General features: G+C 66.3%; 19 protein-coding genes. 15 read left to right on the forward strand and 4 right to left on the reverse strand.

The genetic code is table 11. The features are described 5' to 3' along the window. Positions 1–8: 8 nt before the first annotated feature. Positions 9–608, reverse strand: coding sequence for a hypothetical protein (locus OM960_RS13130; protein WP_264772254.1), 600 nt, complete (start codon positions 606–608; stop codon positions 9–11). A gap of 144 nt (positions 609–752) precedes the next feature. On the opposite strand from OM960_RS13130, the gene OM960_RS13135 reads away from it, so the two are divergent. Further along, positions 753–965 (forward strand): hypothetical protein, encoded by a 213-nt coding sequence (locus tag OM960_RS13135; protein WP_264772255.1) that lies wholly within the window; start codon positions 753–755, stop codon positions 963–965. 7 nt (positions 966–972) lie between these two features. On the opposite strand, the gene OM960_RS13140 is transcribed toward OM960_RS13135, so the two are convergent. From OM960_RS13140 to OM960_RS13150, 3 genes are all read right to left on the reverse strand, one after another. After that, positions 973–1,254 (reverse strand): hypothetical protein, encoded by a 282-nt coding sequence (locus OM960_RS13140; protein ID WP_264772256.1) that lies wholly within the window; start codon positions 1,252–1,254, stop codon positions 973–975. 76 nt (positions 1,255–1,330) lie between these two features. Then, on the reverse strand, positions 1,331–1,597 hold the full coding sequence (locus OM960_RS13145; RefSeq protein ID WP_264772257.1) for a hypothetical protein: 267 nt from the start codon (positions 1,595–1,597) through the stop codon (positions 1,331–1,333). A gap of 276 nt (positions 1,598–1,873) precedes the next feature. After that, complete coding sequence (locus OM960_RS13150; protein ID WP_264772258.1) at positions 1,874–3,823, reverse strand: DUF4139 domain-containing protein; 1,950 nt, start codon at positions 3,821–3,823, stop codon at positions 1,874–1,876. Positions 3,824–4,294: 471 nt separating this feature from the next. Here OM960_RS13150 and OM960_RS13155 point away from each other — a divergent pair, with 471 nt between their 5' ends. The 14 genes from OM960_RS13155 (at position 4,295) to OM960_RS13220 (ending at position 15,901) form a co-directional block, all read left to right on the forward strand. Then, a complete protein-coding gene (locus OM960_RS13155) occupies positions 4,295–4,702 on the forward strand; it encodes a hypothetical protein (protein ID WP_264772259.1) in 408 nt (135 codons plus the stop codon). Between the two features lie 70 nt (positions 4,703–4,772). Further along, positions 4,773–6,014, forward strand: coding sequence for a phosphoribosyltransferase domain-containing protein (locus OM960_RS13160; RefSeq protein ID WP_264772260.1), 1,242 nt, complete (start codon positions 4,773–4,775; stop codon positions 6,012–6,014). Continuing rightward, the gene (locus tag OM960_RS13165; RefSeq protein ID WP_264772261.1) at positions 6,011–6,763 is read left to right on the forward strand and encodes an HAD family hydrolase; all 753 of its coding nucleotides are present in this window, start codon (positions 6,011–6,013) and stop codon (positions 6,761–6,763) included. Before OM960_RS13160 ends, OM960_RS13165 begins: the two co-directional genes overlap by 4 nt. A 4-nt stretch (positions 6,764–6,767) precedes the next feature. Then, on the forward strand, positions 6,768–7,883 hold the full coding sequence (locus tag OM960_RS13170) for a cysteine protease StiP domain-containing protein (RefSeq protein ID WP_264772262.1): 1,116 nt from the start codon (positions 6,768–6,770) through the stop codon (positions 7,881–7,883). A 5-nt stretch (positions 7,884–7,888) separates the two neighbouring features. Further along, positions 7,889–8,851 carry an HpcH/HpaI aldolase/citrate lyase family protein gene (locus OM960_RS13175; protein ID WP_264772263.1) on the forward strand — a complete coding sequence of 321 codons (963 nt, stop codon included), beginning with the start codon at positions 7,889–7,891 and terminating at the stop codon, positions 8,849–8,851. Positions 8,852–8,942: 91 nt separating this feature from the next. Further along, the gene (locus OM960_RS13180) at positions 8,943–9,533 is read left to right on the forward strand and encodes a TerD family protein (RefSeq protein ID WP_264772264.1); all 591 of its coding nucleotides are present in this window, start codon (positions 8,943–8,945) and stop codon (positions 9,531–9,533) included. Positions 9,534–9,544: 11 nt separating this feature from the next. Further along, the gene (locus OM960_RS13185) at positions 9,545–9,994 is read left to right on the forward strand and encodes a tellurite resistance TerB family protein (protein WP_264772265.1); all 450 of its coding nucleotides are present in this window, start codon (positions 9,545–9,547) and stop codon (positions 9,992–9,994) included. A 58-nt stretch (positions 9,995–10,052) separates the two neighbouring features. After that, the gene (locus OM960_RS13190) at positions 10,053–10,628 is read left to right on the forward strand and encodes a TerD family protein (protein WP_264772266.1); all 576 of its coding nucleotides are present in this window, start codon (positions 10,053–10,055) and stop codon (positions 10,626–10,628) included. 72 nt (positions 10,629–10,700) lie between these two features. Further along, positions 10,701–11,279 carry a TerD family protein gene (locus OM960_RS13195; protein ID WP_264772267.1) on the forward strand — a complete coding sequence of 193 codons (579 nt, stop codon included), beginning with the start codon at positions 10,701–10,703 and terminating at the stop codon, positions 11,277–11,279. Between the two features lie 86 nt (positions 11,280–11,365). Continuing rightward, on the forward strand, positions 11,366–11,923 hold the full coding sequence (locus tag OM960_RS13200) for a TerD family protein (protein WP_264772268.1): 558 nt from the start codon (positions 11,366–11,368) through the stop codon (positions 11,921–11,923). A 1-nt stretch (position 11,924) separates the two neighbouring features. Beyond that, complete coding sequence (locus OM960_RS13205) at positions 11,925–13,184, forward strand: VWA domain-containing protein (RefSeq protein WP_264772269.1); 1,260 nt, start codon at positions 11,925–11,927, stop codon at positions 13,182–13,184. A gap of 14 nt (positions 13,185–13,198) precedes the next feature. Then, positions 13,199–14,422 carry a TerD family protein gene (locus OM960_RS13210; protein ID WP_264772270.1) on the forward strand — a complete coding sequence of 408 codons (1,224 nt, stop codon included), beginning with the start codon at positions 13,199–13,201 and terminating at the stop codon, positions 14,420–14,422. A 166-nt stretch (positions 14,423–14,588) separates the two neighbouring features. Beyond that, complete coding sequence (locus tag OM960_RS13215; protein WP_264772271.1) at positions 14,589–15,404, forward strand: AIM24 family protein; 816 nt, start codon at positions 14,589–14,591, stop codon at positions 15,402–15,404. Positions 15,405–15,475: 71 nt separating this feature from the next. Beyond that, positions 15,476–15,901, forward strand: a complete 426-nt coding sequence (locus OM960_RS13220) for a J domain-containing protein (RefSeq protein ID WP_264772272.1) — start codon at positions 15,476–15,478, stop codon at positions 15,899–15,901. The last annotated feature ends 107 nt before the right edge of the window (positions 15,902–16,008 follow it).

A 16,008-nucleotide genomic window follows, 5' to 3' on the forward strand; every position in this document is an offset into this window, starting at 1 on the left:
CTAAAACCTCAGAAGTCCGGGGAGGAGGGGCAGGGGGCGCGCAGGTCGCGTGCCGCCGCGCGGATGCCCTCGGCGATCGCGGCGAACCATTCGCGCTCGCGGGGGCTGTCGATCCCGGGAATGCCATCCCGGATCCGGACCTCGAGCCGGTCGAGATGAGCGGCGGAGCGGTCCGCGAAGGCGGAGCCGTCCCATCCGTGGAGCAGCCGCGCCTCCTCGGCCAGGAGGCGGGTATTCTCGCGCCGCACCTCCGGGAACATGAAATCCGCAAGGTCGAGAAGGATGATCCGGTTGTCGCGACCCGGGACGTGATCGATGGTTGCCCGGATCATCGCCTCCGCCTCGGGGTCCGGGGTGTCGAGACGTTTCCGGAGCCAGAGGGCGGAGCGCAGCTCGACATCGGGGCCGCCATCATGGACCACGTCATGGGTGAGGATCGCCCGGTCGAGATGGCGATCGTAGGAAAAACCGAAGGTCTCCGCGGCATGGCGATACATCGCCAGGGGATGGGCAAAGGCGTGGTAGCGCCGATGCGTGTCGGCCTCATGTGCCGCCCGCGCGGCGCCCCAGAGGTCGCCGCCTTCAAGTCTGGTCCAGCCGGCCTCCATGGGACACCTCCGCTTGTCTTCGATTGAAGGATAGGCAGTTATGAGAAAATTCAAATGCGTTTCTTTTTTCACACAGTCGAATATCGTTTTTCTTAATCATGTGCTACCTGGGGATGGAGGTGAGCAGAAAGGAGAAGACAAACCATGATATCGCTCCACACGAGGGGGCTCGACCCCGACCGCGCGGCCCGGATGGCGGCGGCGCTCAGGGAGATGAGCCTCGGCGATCCCGTCGAGACCCGCGGTGTCTCGGTACTTGCCGGCCTGATGTCGGCGAAGTTCGAGGCGGTCCAGGCGGCGGCAGACTTCCAGACCGTCCAGCTCGAAGCCGAGGACGATTCCCCGCGGATGAACTGATCCGCGATCAGGCCCAGACCGGCAGGATCTCGGCGACAAGACCACGCGAGGCGGGGTCGGAGACGAAGATGAACAACCGCATCGAGTCCCGCAGATCCGCCTCCGCCTCGCGATCGACCTGGATGCCCTCTCCCGGGCGGTCGATGAACTCCATCCGGACGGCGTCCTCGTCGACCCGGACATCCGCCCTCAGGTGGACCGGGAAGCCGCCCTCCGGAATATCCTCGGGCAGCACGATCACGTAGGAAATCGTATCGCGGCGAAAGACCGCGCAGTGAGGCATCCGCATGGCGGGTCTCCGGTTTTGGCCGCCTGGCATCCTGCGCGGGTCCGGGACGGCGGGATTGGCATTCGCGGGGCGCGCCTTACGCGGCCTGCAACTCCCGCATCATCATCTCGACGCCGGCCGTGGTGATGCGCCAGGTCGAGGCCTTGCCGACCTTGACCGGGGTGCGCTCCGCGAGCCCGGCCTTTCCGAGCGCCTTCAGGGGCGTGATCGCCCATTCCTCGCGACCCCATTGCGAGGTCGCGAGATCGGCGAATTGCGGGACCGCGAGGCGGGCATCCGGGGCGACGGTCTCCATCAGGCGCTGGAGGACGGCAAGCTGGATCGGGGAAATGCGTTTGGTCACGTGATCTGCTCTCCAAAAGTCGTTGACCGGAAGATCCGGAGACGCTGCCCGGACTTCGAGGTGTCCCGGATGATAATGCGAAAATCATTCTTCGGAAAGATGGTTCTTGTTCCCTGCTGTGGACAGCGGCGATGCCGGTGGCGATTTCTTCCCGCCCGCCGCAAGGGTGGCCTGGCCGCCACCCCCGGCGTCCCTTCATCAAAACGCCCGGGAGACCCCGTCCTTCAGGTCGGGGAAGATGTTAACCCGGAACCAGACGAGGCGCCTGTGTCCTGATCAGCGCGAGGAAAGGTGGTCGGACAGAGCTTTCCTTGCCGCGGCAAGCGCGCCGCTCAGTTCGGCGATACGCCGATCGGCCGCGCCGATCTCGTCCTCCCTGGCAAGGAGCGAGGTCAGGAACCGCTGATGCGCCTCCGAGCCCTTCTGCAGCGAGCCGAGCATTGTCCGGAACCGCTCCTGATCGGTGACGAGGCGTGCGCGAAGAGCGCCCTGCGCCTCGATCTCGCGCCCCATCGCCACGGCTTCCTGTTTCAGGCCGGCCGCGCGTTCGAGATAGGCCCGGGTCTCGCCCGTCATCTCTCGCCCGCTCCAGGCCAGGATGTCCTCGGCCGAGAGATCGGCGATGACGTAGGCGAGATCGTAGGGGCTGGCCTCCTCGATGCGGACCACCTGGTCTGCGCCATCCGCGGCACGGATATCGAAGGCGAGGAGCGGCTGCCCGTAAGCGTCACGGGTCTCGCGCGGCGAAGGGGCGCCCTCGGTGGCGGTCACCGACCAACCGGCCGCGAGCGGATGCTCGATCGCAAGATCGCGCTCTTCCCCGGACAGGAACGAGATCCGGTATTCGACAGACCGGACCTCCTGGTCGCGGATCAGGAGGCTGCCCTGCGAGACACTGAGGCTTCGCTCGTTCCGGGAAAGTGAGACCTTCTCGTCGACCCGGACCTTCGCGTCCTCGCCGAAGGCGACCGCGCGGCCATCTCCGGGAGCGAGCAACGGGAAGATGGCGTCGCCAACGTAGCCGGTCGCGGCATCCTCCACGGTCATGATCCCTGCCGGGAGGCGTACCGGCAGGTCGTTGTCGATCTCGAGCACGAGGCTCGGATGGCCGCTCCGGTCGGAAAGGCCACCTCTCCATACCGAGAGGTGGCGGGCCTCCATACTGCCGGCAAGGAAGGGCAGGGAGATCATCTTGCCGGCGGGAAGGTCGACCGGGTCCGGGAAGGTAAAGCGCGATTCAGCCACGGATTCCGAGGCCGCCGCATCGGCCGCGATCGGGGCTGGCGCGGCCATCGCCCGGGCCGCCATCGGCGCCTCCATCTCCATCGCCGCGCCGTCCATCTGGGCGAAGCTGGCCATCACATCGCCGAATTTCGCGAGCCGTTCCTCCGGCTGGTTCTGCACAAGCTCTTCCCGGAACCGCCAGCTGCGCCCATGAAGATCGGAGCGCAGCGTCCTCGGGCTGCCTGCGCTCAGCGTCAGACCGACATCCTCCCAATCTTCGCCGGTCGCGTTCTCGATGACAGCCCAGGCCTGCAGATCGACCGCGCCGGTTCCGGAAAGCACGGCCCGGTAGGCGGTCTTCCAGGCCGGGGCCGCGATCACGTAGCTGAGCTCGGCGGCCCCCGCACCGTCGATCTCGACGCGGATGTCGCGGACATCCCCGGAAGCCGCACCATGAAGCGCCGCGAGACCGCGCGAGAGCGCGGCGTCGACCGCCGTGTCGAGAATGGCGATCTCGCTCGCGGGCAGGATCTCGATGCGCCGGATCGAGCCCCCTTCGGTCTTGAGGGCCAGGAGCGCCGGGCAGGGCGCCTCGCCGCAACCGGCCGGGTGGACGATCCCCATCACCTGTCCCTCGAGGGATGCCCCGCCTTGCGGGGTCACCCGCACGCGGGTTCCGGGAATGGCGGCGAGAAGCGCTTCCACATCGCCGATCCGGTCCGGGGGGATCGGAAGCGAGGAGAAGGCGTCCTCGACCGGGGATTCCCCATCGAGCAGGATCCGGGCGCCGGTAATGCCGGCGCCGCGCAGGGTGAGCGACTTCAGGAGGTCGTTGACGTCCCGGAGCGGAATCCGCAGCGTCATCCCGGACAGGTCATCAGCCTCGCGCGAGATCTCGGCAAGACCCGCATCGTAAAGGGTCACTCTGCGGACCGGGGCGCTCTCTGCGAGGGCCGGAAAGGCCCAAAGAGCGGTCGTTGCAAGAAGCAGGGGCAGGCGCATCATGAGGACTCCGTGCGGTAATGGCAGATCGTTGTCGGTTTTTCGCATATTCCGACCCGCCAGGCCAAGAGAAATCCCGGGGCTGGATCACGGGGGCGGCTGCGCCGTAACGGAAGCCGGCTGCGCCGTAACGGTCGCGTTACGGCTAAACCTTTGATAATGAAAGATGAAGATGAAATGTTACGCCGTAACAAGCGTAACGCTGGAGAAGAAAATATCAGGATAGGAATCTGTCTCCGGAAGAAGGGAAAAGACCCTAAAGATATATATCTCTATATTCCTGTTACACTGTTACATACATACAAATAGATGAATAAATACAGCGACTTGACGGCGTAACGCGACCGTAACGACGGCGTTACGGCCGTTACGGCGGGACTGCCGCGATCCGTGGCGCGGCCTTCGCGTTTTCATTCGCGATTTTCGCAGACTCGGATAGATTGCACATGACAGGACCGGAAGGAGGCCGACGTGGTTCGAGAAGAGGATATCCGCAGCGCGGACTTCGATTTCCGGGAAACGCGGATCAGCGCGGGCGGGGAGACGGATGTCTTCAGCGCGGGGCCGGAATCCTCCTTCGAGATCCACATCCTCTTGAAGCCGAGCCAGGTGCCGGCCTGCAGGGGCCAGATGATTTATGACGGCATCAGGGTGGTTTCCCCGGACGGCCGGCCGGTCCGGATCATCGGGGAGGACGGCCGCGCGCTCGACGCGGAGATGCGCGAGGTCCTGGCCTGGGAGATCGTCGAGGACCACCACAAGAGCGCCGAATATGCCTACGGCCGCGCGCCGGCACGTCACGCCTCCGGCGCCCTGGCGGTCCCGGGCGAGGTCATCGCTCCGGCGAGGGACCGCGAGGGTTGCACGATCGAATTCTGATTTTCCTGTTGCGCCGGTTTTTCGCATCGTGCAGTATGTGAAAAATTATTACCGCACCCAGGACTCTCCAATGACACTCCAGGACTCCCGCATCGCGCCGCTCCGCGGCCTGCCGCAGACGAATGTCTACGCGCTCTCCGGCGGCGCCATGCATCTCACCATCGACGAGGCGGAGATGCCGGTGGAGGAGATGCTTCGCCTGGCCGAGCGTCAGAACCCCAAGCGCGCCTTCCTCTTCGTGTCCCGGATCCTCGGCCGCCACATCCCGGTCGCGCCCTCGCTCCACCGCCAGGCCCTGGATCGGCTCGCCCGCGGCGTGATCCGCGCTTCCGGAACCGCGGGCGGGATGCTCGTCATGGGGTTCGCGGAAACCGCGATCGGCCTTGGCGCCGGGGTCCATGACGCCATTCTGGCGCTTTCCGGGATGACGGATGCCGCCTTCCTGCCCTCCACCCGGCATCCCGGAGACGATCCGGTCTGGTTCTCCTTCTCGGAGGATCACAGCCATGCCATGGCCCATCATGTCCTCGAGCCGTCCGATCCGGCCGTCGCGCATCTGCGCGACACCGCCCGCACGCTCGTCCTTGTCGACGACGAGGTGACGACCGGCGCGACCTTCGCCAACCTGATCCGCTCGATGCGCGCGGCCGGCCGCTGGCCGTTCGAGCGGATCTGCATCGTCACGCTGACCGACTGGTCGGGCGGCAAGGCGCGGGCGCTGGTCTCCGAAACCTCCGGCCTGCCGCTCGAGGCCATCTCCGCCGTGAGCCTGGCGAGAGGATCCTGGAACTGGATCGCCGCCGAAGGCGCCGCGAAACACGAGATCCCGTCCCTGGCGCCGGCTCTCGACGTCGAGGGCATCCCCGCGGGGATCGGCGGCTGGCGCCGCGGCCTTGACGGCGCGACCCCGGTCGAGGCCGGCCCGATCCTCGAGCGCGCGCTCTGCCGGGATGGCAATACCGAGCGGGTCCTCGTCATCGGAACCGGAGAGAACGTCTGGCATCCGTTCCGCATGGCCGAGGAGATCGAGAGGCTCGGCTTCGAGACCGGCTTTCTGGCCACGACCCGCTCGCCGGTGCTCCAGGGCGAGACGATCCGTCACAAGATCGTCTTCTCGGATCACTATGGTCTCGGCATCCCGATGTATCTGCACAATGTCGATCCGGACGAATGGGGGATGATCCTCGTGATGATCGAGCGCGAGGATGCGCGCGGGATCGACCCGCGCCTCGCCGCCGCACTCGGCACCTTCACCGCGGTGACCCCGTCCGGGAACTGCCTGAATTTTCGTCAGGGGAAACTGACAGCATGACACCCGTAATCCTTGCAGATCTCGACGACACGCTCTTCACGACCCTGAAGAACTACGCGGGCCGCGACCCGGCCTCACTGCGCAGGGTCACGACCGCGAAGAACGGAAACCATTCCTATCTTTGCGGCAGGCGTCAGGCGATCCTCGACTGGCTCGCCAATGGCGCAACCCTCGTCCCGGTGACCGCCCGGAGCCTCGACGCTTACGCCCGGGTTCATCTCGAGACCTTCGTCTCGGGTGCGGTCCTGTCGAACGGCGCGCTGATCATCGGCGCGGATGGTTCCGAGGATCTCGCCTGGAGCGCGCGGGTGCGCGGCCACTGCGATCTCGCCGCTCCGGCGCTGACAGAACTTCGGGCCCGCATGATGGCGTCCGGCGCCGACCTGCGGATCCATGACCACCTGCATGACGGTGTCCTGGTCGGCATGACGGCCAAGTCCAACGACGAGACGCCGGCGGGCGTCGAGGCCATTCTCGGCAAGGCCCGGGCGCTTTGCGAGGGTCTTGCCGCGGCCAGTCGCGTGGCACTTCACCTGAACGGCAACAACCTCGCCTTCGTGCCTGGCGGCGTGTCGAAGCGCGCGGCGGTCGAGCATCTCCTCGCCACCCGTGCCGATCTCTCCGGGCGTCCGCTGATCGGCGCCGGCGACTCCGCCTCCGACCTGCCCTTCATGGAGCTCTGCGACATGATGATCGTCCCTTCCGGGACCCAGAATTCCAGCAAGCTCTTTTCGAGATCCGGAGACTGACGCGATGAAGCATTCCAAGATCCATGTTCCTGGTTTTTCCGGAAGTTATGAAGAGGACGACATCACCTTCCTGCTCAAGGAGGTGGCGCTTGCCCCGACCCCGGTCGGGGCCAAGGAGGCCGCGATCCAGTCCGGGAACCGCCACTACTCCGAGATGATCTCCGAGGAGGCGCGTCCGGATGCGCGCTATCTCGCGATCTTCCGCCAGGCCTGGGCGGACGGCCGCGAGCGCATCGCCCGCGAGGTCGCGGCGATCGGTGCGACGATCCGGGAAATGATCGCCGGGGGAGACCTCCCACCGCAGGTGACACTCTGCTCGCTGGTGCGCGCCGGCGCGCCGCTCGGCGTCCTGCTGCGCCGGGAACTCGCCGATGCGGGCGTCGATGTCGCCCATTTCGGGGTCTCGATCATCCGCGACCGCGGCCTCGACATGAACGCCATGCGCCATGTCATGGCGCTCCGCGATCCGGCCGGCATCCTCTTCGTCGACGGATGGACCGGCAAGGGCGCCATTGCCCGCGAGCTTCGCCGTTCCTGGCGCGGGGAAACCGGCCGCGACCCGATCCTCGTGGTCCTCGCCGATCCTTGCGGTGAGGCCGACCTTTCGGGCTCCCACGAGGACTGGCTTATCCCGTCGGGTATCCTTGGCGCCAACATCTCAGGGCTCATCTCCCGCTCGATCCTGAATTCCGGGCTGATCGGCCCGGCGGACTTCCACGGATATGTTCCGGTCACCCATCTCGCCGATATCGACTTCTCGCGGGCCTTCGTGGATGACATCCACGGGCTGATGCGCGCCATCGGGGCCGGGAAGGGCCGCGCCAGGCGGAGCGGGACCGGGGACCTGGCGGACAATCCCCAGCGCCAAGCGGCGCAGGATCATGTCGCCTCGATCATGGTGAAATTCGGAATCACGAATGCCAATAGGGTCAAGCCCGGAATCGCCGAGGCGACCCGCGCGGTCCTGCGCCGCGCGCCGGAGCGGGTCCTGCTCCGGGCGCGTGACGACAGCGATCTTGCCGCGCTGATCCATCTTTGCGAGGCCGGACGCATCCCACACACCGTGGATCCAGGTCTCACCGGCCCCTACCGGGCCATCACCCTCATCTCCAAGGCTTGACCGCGATGATGCACCTCGACCTGACCCGCCGCGCCCTCCACCTTGGCGCCACGCTCTACATGCCCGCGATCAACCCACATGCGCGCCGCGCCCTCCTGGGTGAAGACCTGCACGGGGCCGGATCGGTCGTGATCTGCCTTGAGGACGCGCTCCACGCGAACGACATCGCCCGCGGGCTGGAGTCCCTGAGGCTGAGCCTCCTCGAGCGCCGCGCGGGCGGCGACCCGCGGCAAAGGACAATGGTCTTCGTCCGCCCGCGGGACCTCGGCATGGCGCGGCGCATCGCCGACATGGACGGGATCGAGACCGTGTCGGGGATGATCGTCCCGAAACTGACCCTCGGGAACGGCCCGGACTGGTTCGCGCTCTCGCGGGAGCGGGGCATCGCGCTCATGCCGACACTCGAGACGGCGGAGTATTTCGATCCTTTCTACGTGAGCCAGGTCCGCTCCATGTTCGATGCCGCCGGCAGGGAGCAGATCGTCGCGGTGCGCCTCGGCGGCAACGACCTTCTGAACACGCTCGGGCTGCGGCGGACCGGCGGCCGCATCTCTCACGACGGCCCGCTCGGCTACGTCCTGAACATGGTGAGCTCGCAGCTCATGTCGCACGGCTACCCGGTCGCCGCCCCGGTCTTCGACATCATCCAGGACCTCGACACCCTCGGGGCGGAAGTCGCGATGGACATCGAGCGCGGGTTCATCGGCAAGACCGCGATCCATCCCTGCCAGGTTCCGATCATCCACGAGGCGCTGAAGGTCGACCGCAGGGATATCGACGTTGCCAAGGGTATCCTTGATACCAGCGCCGCCGCGGTCTTCCAGGTCGGCGGCGTGATGTGCGAGCCGGCAACCCACGGCGCATGGGCGCGGCGGATGCTCGCACGCGCCGAAATCTGGGGGGTCCGCGGCCTGGCCCTCGTCGAGAATGGAGAGACAGCGCTCAGGTGTGCCGCCGGCGGAGAATAAATACACACTTTTTCTCATTTCCCTCTTGCGGGAATTTTGTGAAAAAATATATCGTAAAGCAATCTCAACGATCAACGAGGAGCAGACTTTAATGAGCATCACTCTCGCAAAAGGCCAGCAGCTTTCCCTGGCGAAGAATGCCGGGCTGTCCCGGGTCAGCATGGGGTTGGGCTGGGATGCGGCGAAGCCGAAATCCGGCGGCTTCTTCGGCAAGGTCTTCGGTGGTGGCGCCGTCGAGGATATCGACCTCGACGCCTCGGTCATCGTCTTTGACGCGGGCAAGCAGGTTCTCGACACCGTCTGGTTCCGTCAGCTGACCGGCATGGGCGGCGCGATCCGCCATTCGGGCGACAACCGCACCGGCGACGGCGACGGGGACGACGAGACCATCTCGATCGATCTCTCGGCCCTGCCGGCCAGCGCGATGCACATGGTCTTCACGGTCAACAGCTTCCTCGGCCAGACCTTCGACAAGGTCGAGAACGCCGTCTGCCGGCTGGTCGATGCCCGTGGCAACACGGAGCTCTGCCGCTTCAATCTCGCCGAGAAGGGCGCCCATACCGGGGCCATCATGGCGGTCCTGTCCCGCGCCTCCGGCGCCTGGGAGATGACGGCGATCGGGCGTCCGACGAACGGCCGCACCGTGAAGGACCTGGCGGCTGACGCCGTCCGCGTGATCTGAGGGAAGCGCAGATGCTGAGCTGGCTCAAGACGAAGGGCGCCGAGGCGCGCGCCACGCTGACCGCCGAGGTCGCGAAGTTCCGCAACCGCGGCTTCATGGAGGCGGTCGTCGCCTCCTGCGCGCTGGTCGCCGCCGCCGACGGCTCGATCGACGGCGCGGAAAAGCAGAAGATGATGGGCTACATCCGCAACGCGGACGAGCTCAAGCACTTCGCGACCGACGAGGTCGTGGCCTTCTTCGGGAAGATCACGTCGAGCTTCGAGTTCGACGTCGAGATCGGCCGCGCCGAGGCGCTGAAGGTGATCGGCCGTATCCGCGGCAACGACGAGCAGGCCCGCATCATGGTGCGCGTCGCCTGTGCGATCGGCGCGGCGGACGGCGACTTCGCCCCCTCGGAAAAGTCGGTGATCCGCACGATCTGCGGCGAACTGGGCCTCAATCCCGGCGATTTCGATCTCTGACGGGCCTTCGGGCCCGTCATCACCGAAAATCGAACCATAGAACCCGAAAGGAAACCCCATGGCACTTTCCCTCTCGAAGGGCGGCAACCTGTCGCTGAGCAAGACCGATCCGTCGCTGAGCAAGCTCGTGATCGGCCTCGGCTGGGATCCGCGCGCGACCGACGGCCAGCAGTTCGACCTCGACGCCTCGCTGTTCATGCTGAACGGCACCGGCAAGGTCCGCTCGGATGCGGACTTCATCTTTTACAACCAGATGACCTCGCCCTGCGGCTCGGTCGCGCATACCGGCGACAACCGCGACGGCCAGGGAGAGGGTGACGACGAGCAGGTCAAGGTCGATCTCTCGAAGGTGCCGGCCGACATCCAGCGCCTCGCGGTGACGGTGACGATCCATGACGCGCAGATCCGCGGCCAGTCCTTCGGCCAGGTCGGCAATGCCTTCATCCGCATCATCAACGAGATGACCGGAGCGGAAGTCGTCCGCTACGATCTCTCGGAGGACTATGGGACCGAGACCGCCATGGTCTTTGGAGAGGTCTACCGCCACAACGGCGAGTGGAAGTTCAAGGCGGTGGGCCAGGGCTATTCCGGCGGCCTGCAGGCCATGTGCCACCAGTTCGGCATCAACATCTGATCCGTACGCCCGCCCGGGCAGACAGCCGGGCGGGCGCTCCCGACAGTCCAATCCATAAAAAGGAAACCTGAAATGCCCGTATCGCTTTCCAAGGGCGGCAACGTGTCGCTCTCCAAGGAGGCCCCCGGCCTCACCGCCGTCACCGTCGGTCTCGGCTGGGACGCCCGCGCCACCGATGGCGCGGACTTCGACCTCGACGCCTCGGTCTTCATCTGCGGCGAGGACGGCAAGATCATGTCGGATGCCGACTTCGTCTTCTACAACAACAAGGTCGGCGCCGCCGGCGCGGTCGAGCACCAGGGCGACAACCGCACCGGCCAGGGCGACGGCGATGACGAGGCGGTCAAGGTCGACCTGGCCAGGCTCCCCGCCAACGTCAGGAAGCTGGTCTTCGCGGTGACGATCCACGAGGCAGAGGCCCGCAAGCAGTCCTTCGGCCAGGTGTCGAACGCCTTCATCCGCGTCGTCAACCAGGCCGGCGGCGCCGAGATCGTCCGCTACGATCTCTCGGAGGACTATGGCACCGAGTCCGCCATGATCTTTGGAGAAGTCTACAAGAACGGCGAAGACTGGAAGTTCAAGGCGGTGGGCCAGGGCTACGCCGGCGGTCTCGCACCGCTCGCGTCCGCCCATGGCGTGAACCTCGGCTGACCGGAGGTGACGGCCCGCTCCGGCGGGCCGTCCATTCCCGCGGGCGGCCGAGGGCCGCCTCCGCGAATGGACGAGGGAGTTCCCCCATGCAACTCAGCCCCGGACAGAATGTGGACCTGCCCGAAGACGAGGTCGCGATCCTGATCGATCGGCCCGGGGCGGGCCATGTCATCCACGCGATCCTGATCGATGCGGCCGGTCGCGCGCTCAGTCCGGGGCGGACGGTCTTCTATGGAAACGGCTCGGCGTCCGGGATCCGGGCCCGAAATCTCGCGCAGGGCGATCCCGAGATCGTCGTGACGCTCTCGCGGCTTCCCGACGCCGCTTCCAAGGTTCTCGTCGTGCTCTCGGTCCATGCCGGTTCCATGGCCGCGCTCGGGCAGGGCCGTCTTTCCCTGCGCTCCGGCGCGGATGAGCACCGGTTCGAGCTGTCCTTCGCCGGATTCTCCGAACGCAGCCTGATCCTCGGCGAGATCTACCGCCGCGGCGAGGGTTTCCGCTTCCGCGCGCTCGCCCAGGGCTTCATGCGGGGCATCGAGGCTCTGAACGAGACCTATGGCGCCGGGCTTGAAACCGCCGCTCCCATCATGCTTCCCGAGCCCGCGCGGGCCGCCAGGGAGCCCTCCCACAACCAAGGAGACTGAGATGCAGCATCTCACGCCGGGCGCGAATGCCGCGCTGACCGGAACCGCCTTCTCGATCGCAATCCGGCACGGCGCGATCGCGGGCGCCGATCTCGATGTCTCGGCCTTCCTCGTCACCGCGAGCGGCAAGGTGCGCGGCGACGCCGACATGGTCTTTTACGGCCAGGCCGAGGGGGCCGGCGGCGCCGTCCGCCTCATTTCCTCCGCGGGCGGCGAGACCCGCTTCAGCGTCGATGCCGGCGCGCTGCCGGCCGAGATCGAGAAGGTGGTCTTCACCGCGACGATCCATGAGAACAAGGCCACGTTCGACGCGCTTCCGCCGATCACGGTCGAGCTCGGCTCGGGCCAGCCCGCGGCGGTCCTTCCCTGCGCCGGCCGCACCGAGACCGCGCTGATCCTGGCCGAGATCTATCGCCGCGGCGGCACGTGGAAGCTGCGCGCGGTGGGGCAGGGCTTCAATGGCGGGCTCGCCGCGCTCGCGCCGCATTTCGGCGTCGTCGTGGAGGAATCCGCGCCGGCCCCGGCCGCCACGCCGAAGGTCAACCTCGAGAAGCGGCTCGTGGATCTCGCCAAGCGCGATCCCGAGCTCGTCTCCCTGGTGAAGAAGGTCCAGGTCTCGCTGGAGAAGAAGGGCATCACCCGCGACCGAGCCAAGGTCTGCCTCTGCCTCGATATCTCGGGCTCGATGGACCGGCTCTACCGCTCCGGAAAGATCGACGTCCTGGTTTCCCGCGTCATGGCGCTCGGCTATCGCTTCGACGATGACGGCGAGATCGACGTCTTCCTTTTCGGCCAGAACGTGCATGAGTTCGGGACGGTCGGCGTCGATGGCTACCGCGCGCTGGTGCGCGACATCTCCCGGCAATACCGGCTCGAGGGCGGGACCCGCTACGGCAAGGCGATCCAGGCGATCCGGGCCTTCTACGCGAAGGGCAATGCCGAGGGTCTGCCGGTCTATGTCATGTTCGTCACCGACGGCGCCACCGAGGACAAGCCACTGACCGAGCGCGAGCTGCGCGCGGCCTCGGCCGAGCCGATCTTCTGGAAGTTCATGGGCCTCATCGAGAAGGGCTTCTTCTCCGCGCAGCGCCTCGAATTCCTCGAGAAGCTCGACGACCTGACCGGCCGCACCGTCGACAATGCCGACTTTTTCCAGCTCGCCGATCCGGCCGCGCCCTCCGATGAGGAGATGTTCGACCTGATGATGACCGAATACCAGGACTGGATCGCGGCCGCGACCGCCGCCGGCATCCTGCGCTGACAAGGAGGACCGACATGACCACGACGCTCACCCCCGGTGCGAACACGGCCGTCCCCGCATCGACCAACCTGCTCGTCCTGCAGCACGGCTCCATCCCGGGCGCCGAGATCGACGTCTCGGGCTTTCTCGTCACCGCGAGCGGCAAGGTGCGTGGCGATCACGACATGGCCTTCTACGGCCAGCCCTCGGTGGCGGGCGGGGCGGTGACGTTCGGCGGCACCGCCAACGGCGAGACCCGGTTCTCGCTCGATCTCAACCGGATCCCGGTAGAAATCGAGAAGGTGGTTTTCACCGCAACGATCCACGAGAACCGCGCGAATTTCGGCGCGGTCCGCGAGATCGCGATCATCCTCGGCGGCTCGGGCGGACAGGTCCTCGGGCAGATCCCGTGCCAGGGCCGGACCGAGACCGCGCTGATCCTCGCCGATCTCTACCGGCGCAATGGCCAGTGGAAGATCCGCATCGTGGGGCAGGGCTTCAATGGCGGGCTCGCGGCGCTCGCCACCCATCTCGGCGTCGAGATCGCCGCCCCGGCGCCATCCGCTCCGACAGCTGCACCGGCCGCGGAGCGCCCGGCACCGACACCGCCCGCGCCACCTCCGGCGCCGGCCGCTGCGCCCGCAGCGCCGCGGATCAACCTCTCCAAGGTTTCGCTGACCAAGGAGACCCGCACGGTCTCCCTGAAGAAGGACGGCGGCCGTTTCGGAAAGATCCGCGTCAACCTGAACTGGAACCAGAAGCCCTCGGGCGGCGGCATCATGAAGATGTTCGGACCGAAGCCCGTCGACCTCGATCTCGGCTGTTTCATCGAAGACCGCTACGGCAAACGCATCTGTGTCCAGGCGCTCGGCAACGCGTTCGGCGACTACGGCTACTTCCCCTACGCCAAGCTCCTTGGCGACGACCGCACCGGGGCGGTCAGCGACGGCGAATGGCTCGAGATCAACGGCGAGATGTGGGCCGAGTTCAACCGGGTCCTGATCTTCGCCTACATCTATGACGGCGCGCCGAACTGGCGCCAGACCGACGGCACCATCCGCATCCTGATCCCCGACCAGCCCGAGGTCGAGATCCGGATGAACGAGTACGGCGCATCCGAGGGCATGTGCGCCGTGGCCATGCTCGAGAACGAGGGCGGCCGGATCAAGGTCTCCCGCGAGATGCGGTTCTTCCGTGGCCATCAGATCATGGACGCGCATTACGGCTGGGGTATGCGCTGGGTGGCGGGGAGCAAGTGATCCACGCCACCTCCGAGGCAAAACCGATCCTGCGGGAGCGGCCCGTCGCCAGGCTTCTCCCGCTGAAGCCCGCAGGCGCCTCCCGAACCTGTGGATAGGCGCGAGTCGGGCGCGTAATCGTTGCGAAAACCGGCTATCTTCTCCCTTGTTTTCAAGGGGAGCCGGTATGCAGTTCAACACGATCGACGAGAAGGTTGCCCCGGGCGGCAAGATCGAGGTGGTGGAATACGGCGATCTCGCGGGCTCATCCGACGCCCGCACCGCCGAACAGCTCTTCTTCTTGCGCGAGGCGAAGATGCGGCTGAAATCGGTCCGCGTGACGCTCAATCGCGGACGGGTGCGCACCGAGCCCGGATCGCTCTACTACATGAACGGCAAGCTCGAGATCGTGGCCTCGACCGGCGGCGGCATCGTCTCGGCGCTGGCAAGGCGTGTGACGACCGGCGAGCCGCTCTTCGTCAACGAGATCCGCGGCACCGGCACCATAATGCTGGAGCCGACCTACGGCCATTTCATCCTCGCCGAGCTCGAGGACGAGACGCTGATCGTCGACAAGGGCATGTTCTATGCCGGGCTCGGCGAGCTCCAGATCGGCGCCGAGATCAACCGCAACCTCGGTGCGGGCCTCTTCGGCGGCGAGGGATTCTTCCAGACCAGGATCACCGGAACCGGGATCGTTGCACTCTTCTCGCCGGTCCCGATGTCGGAGCTGCAAGAGTTCGAACTCAAGGACGGGCGGCTGATGGTGGACGGCAATTTCGCGCTGATGCGCACCGGAAAGGTGGAATTCCGGGTGGAAAAATCCTCGAAGTCCTGGCTTGCGACCTCGGTCTCCGGGGAGGGGCTTTTGCAGGTCTTCGAAGGCACGGGCACGGTCTGGATCGCACCGACCCAGGGCATCTACGAACTCCTGGCCACCCCGAACGGGCTCGAAAACCGATCGCGCGCCTCCGGCGCCAGAACCAGCATTACCAGAAGCTGATATACACCCGTTTTCTCTCGGTTTCGTTTCCGCATGTCACTACCTTCGTTCGGTGGCCAGAAAGCAACCACATGCCTGACCTGATCGGCGTCCTCGGCCTGATCTCGCTCCTCCTCCTGCTTCCGACGATGCAGGCCAGGAAGTCGCGCAAGACGCGCGCTTTCCGCGACGAGGCTGCCGGCCTCATCGAGGAGCTGATCGCCGAGAACTCCCGTCTGCGCCAGGAAAACCGCGCCCTGAACGAGCGCCTCCGCGGCGAGGCCAGCCGTGGCACGACGGGCGGGCACGGGGGTGGCGGCAATCGAAGGGCTCCGCAGGCTCCCAGGGTGGCTGCCTTGCGCATTCTCGGCCTCGACCCGGACCGGGCTCATACCTGGCGAGAGATCCGCGCGGCCTACGTGAGGGCGGTCAAGACGGCGCATCCCGACGCCGGCGGCAATGCCGAGACCCTGACGCAGGTAACCGACGCCTATCGCGTCCTCGCCGGGGCGGAGTGACCGGATGCGGGGGCGGGCTGGAAAAAGTGCGAAAAACAATTTGACAACGGCGCCTTCCAGGGGCATTTTCACGCAAGATGATGAAAATCCGCAAGAGGTTGACCTTA

Source organism: Defluviimonas salinarum, from assembly GCF_026013545.1.
GTDB classification, from domain to species: domain Bacteria; phylum Pseudomonadota; class Alphaproteobacteria; order Rhodobacterales; family Rhodobacteraceae; genus Albidovulum; species Albidovulum salinarum.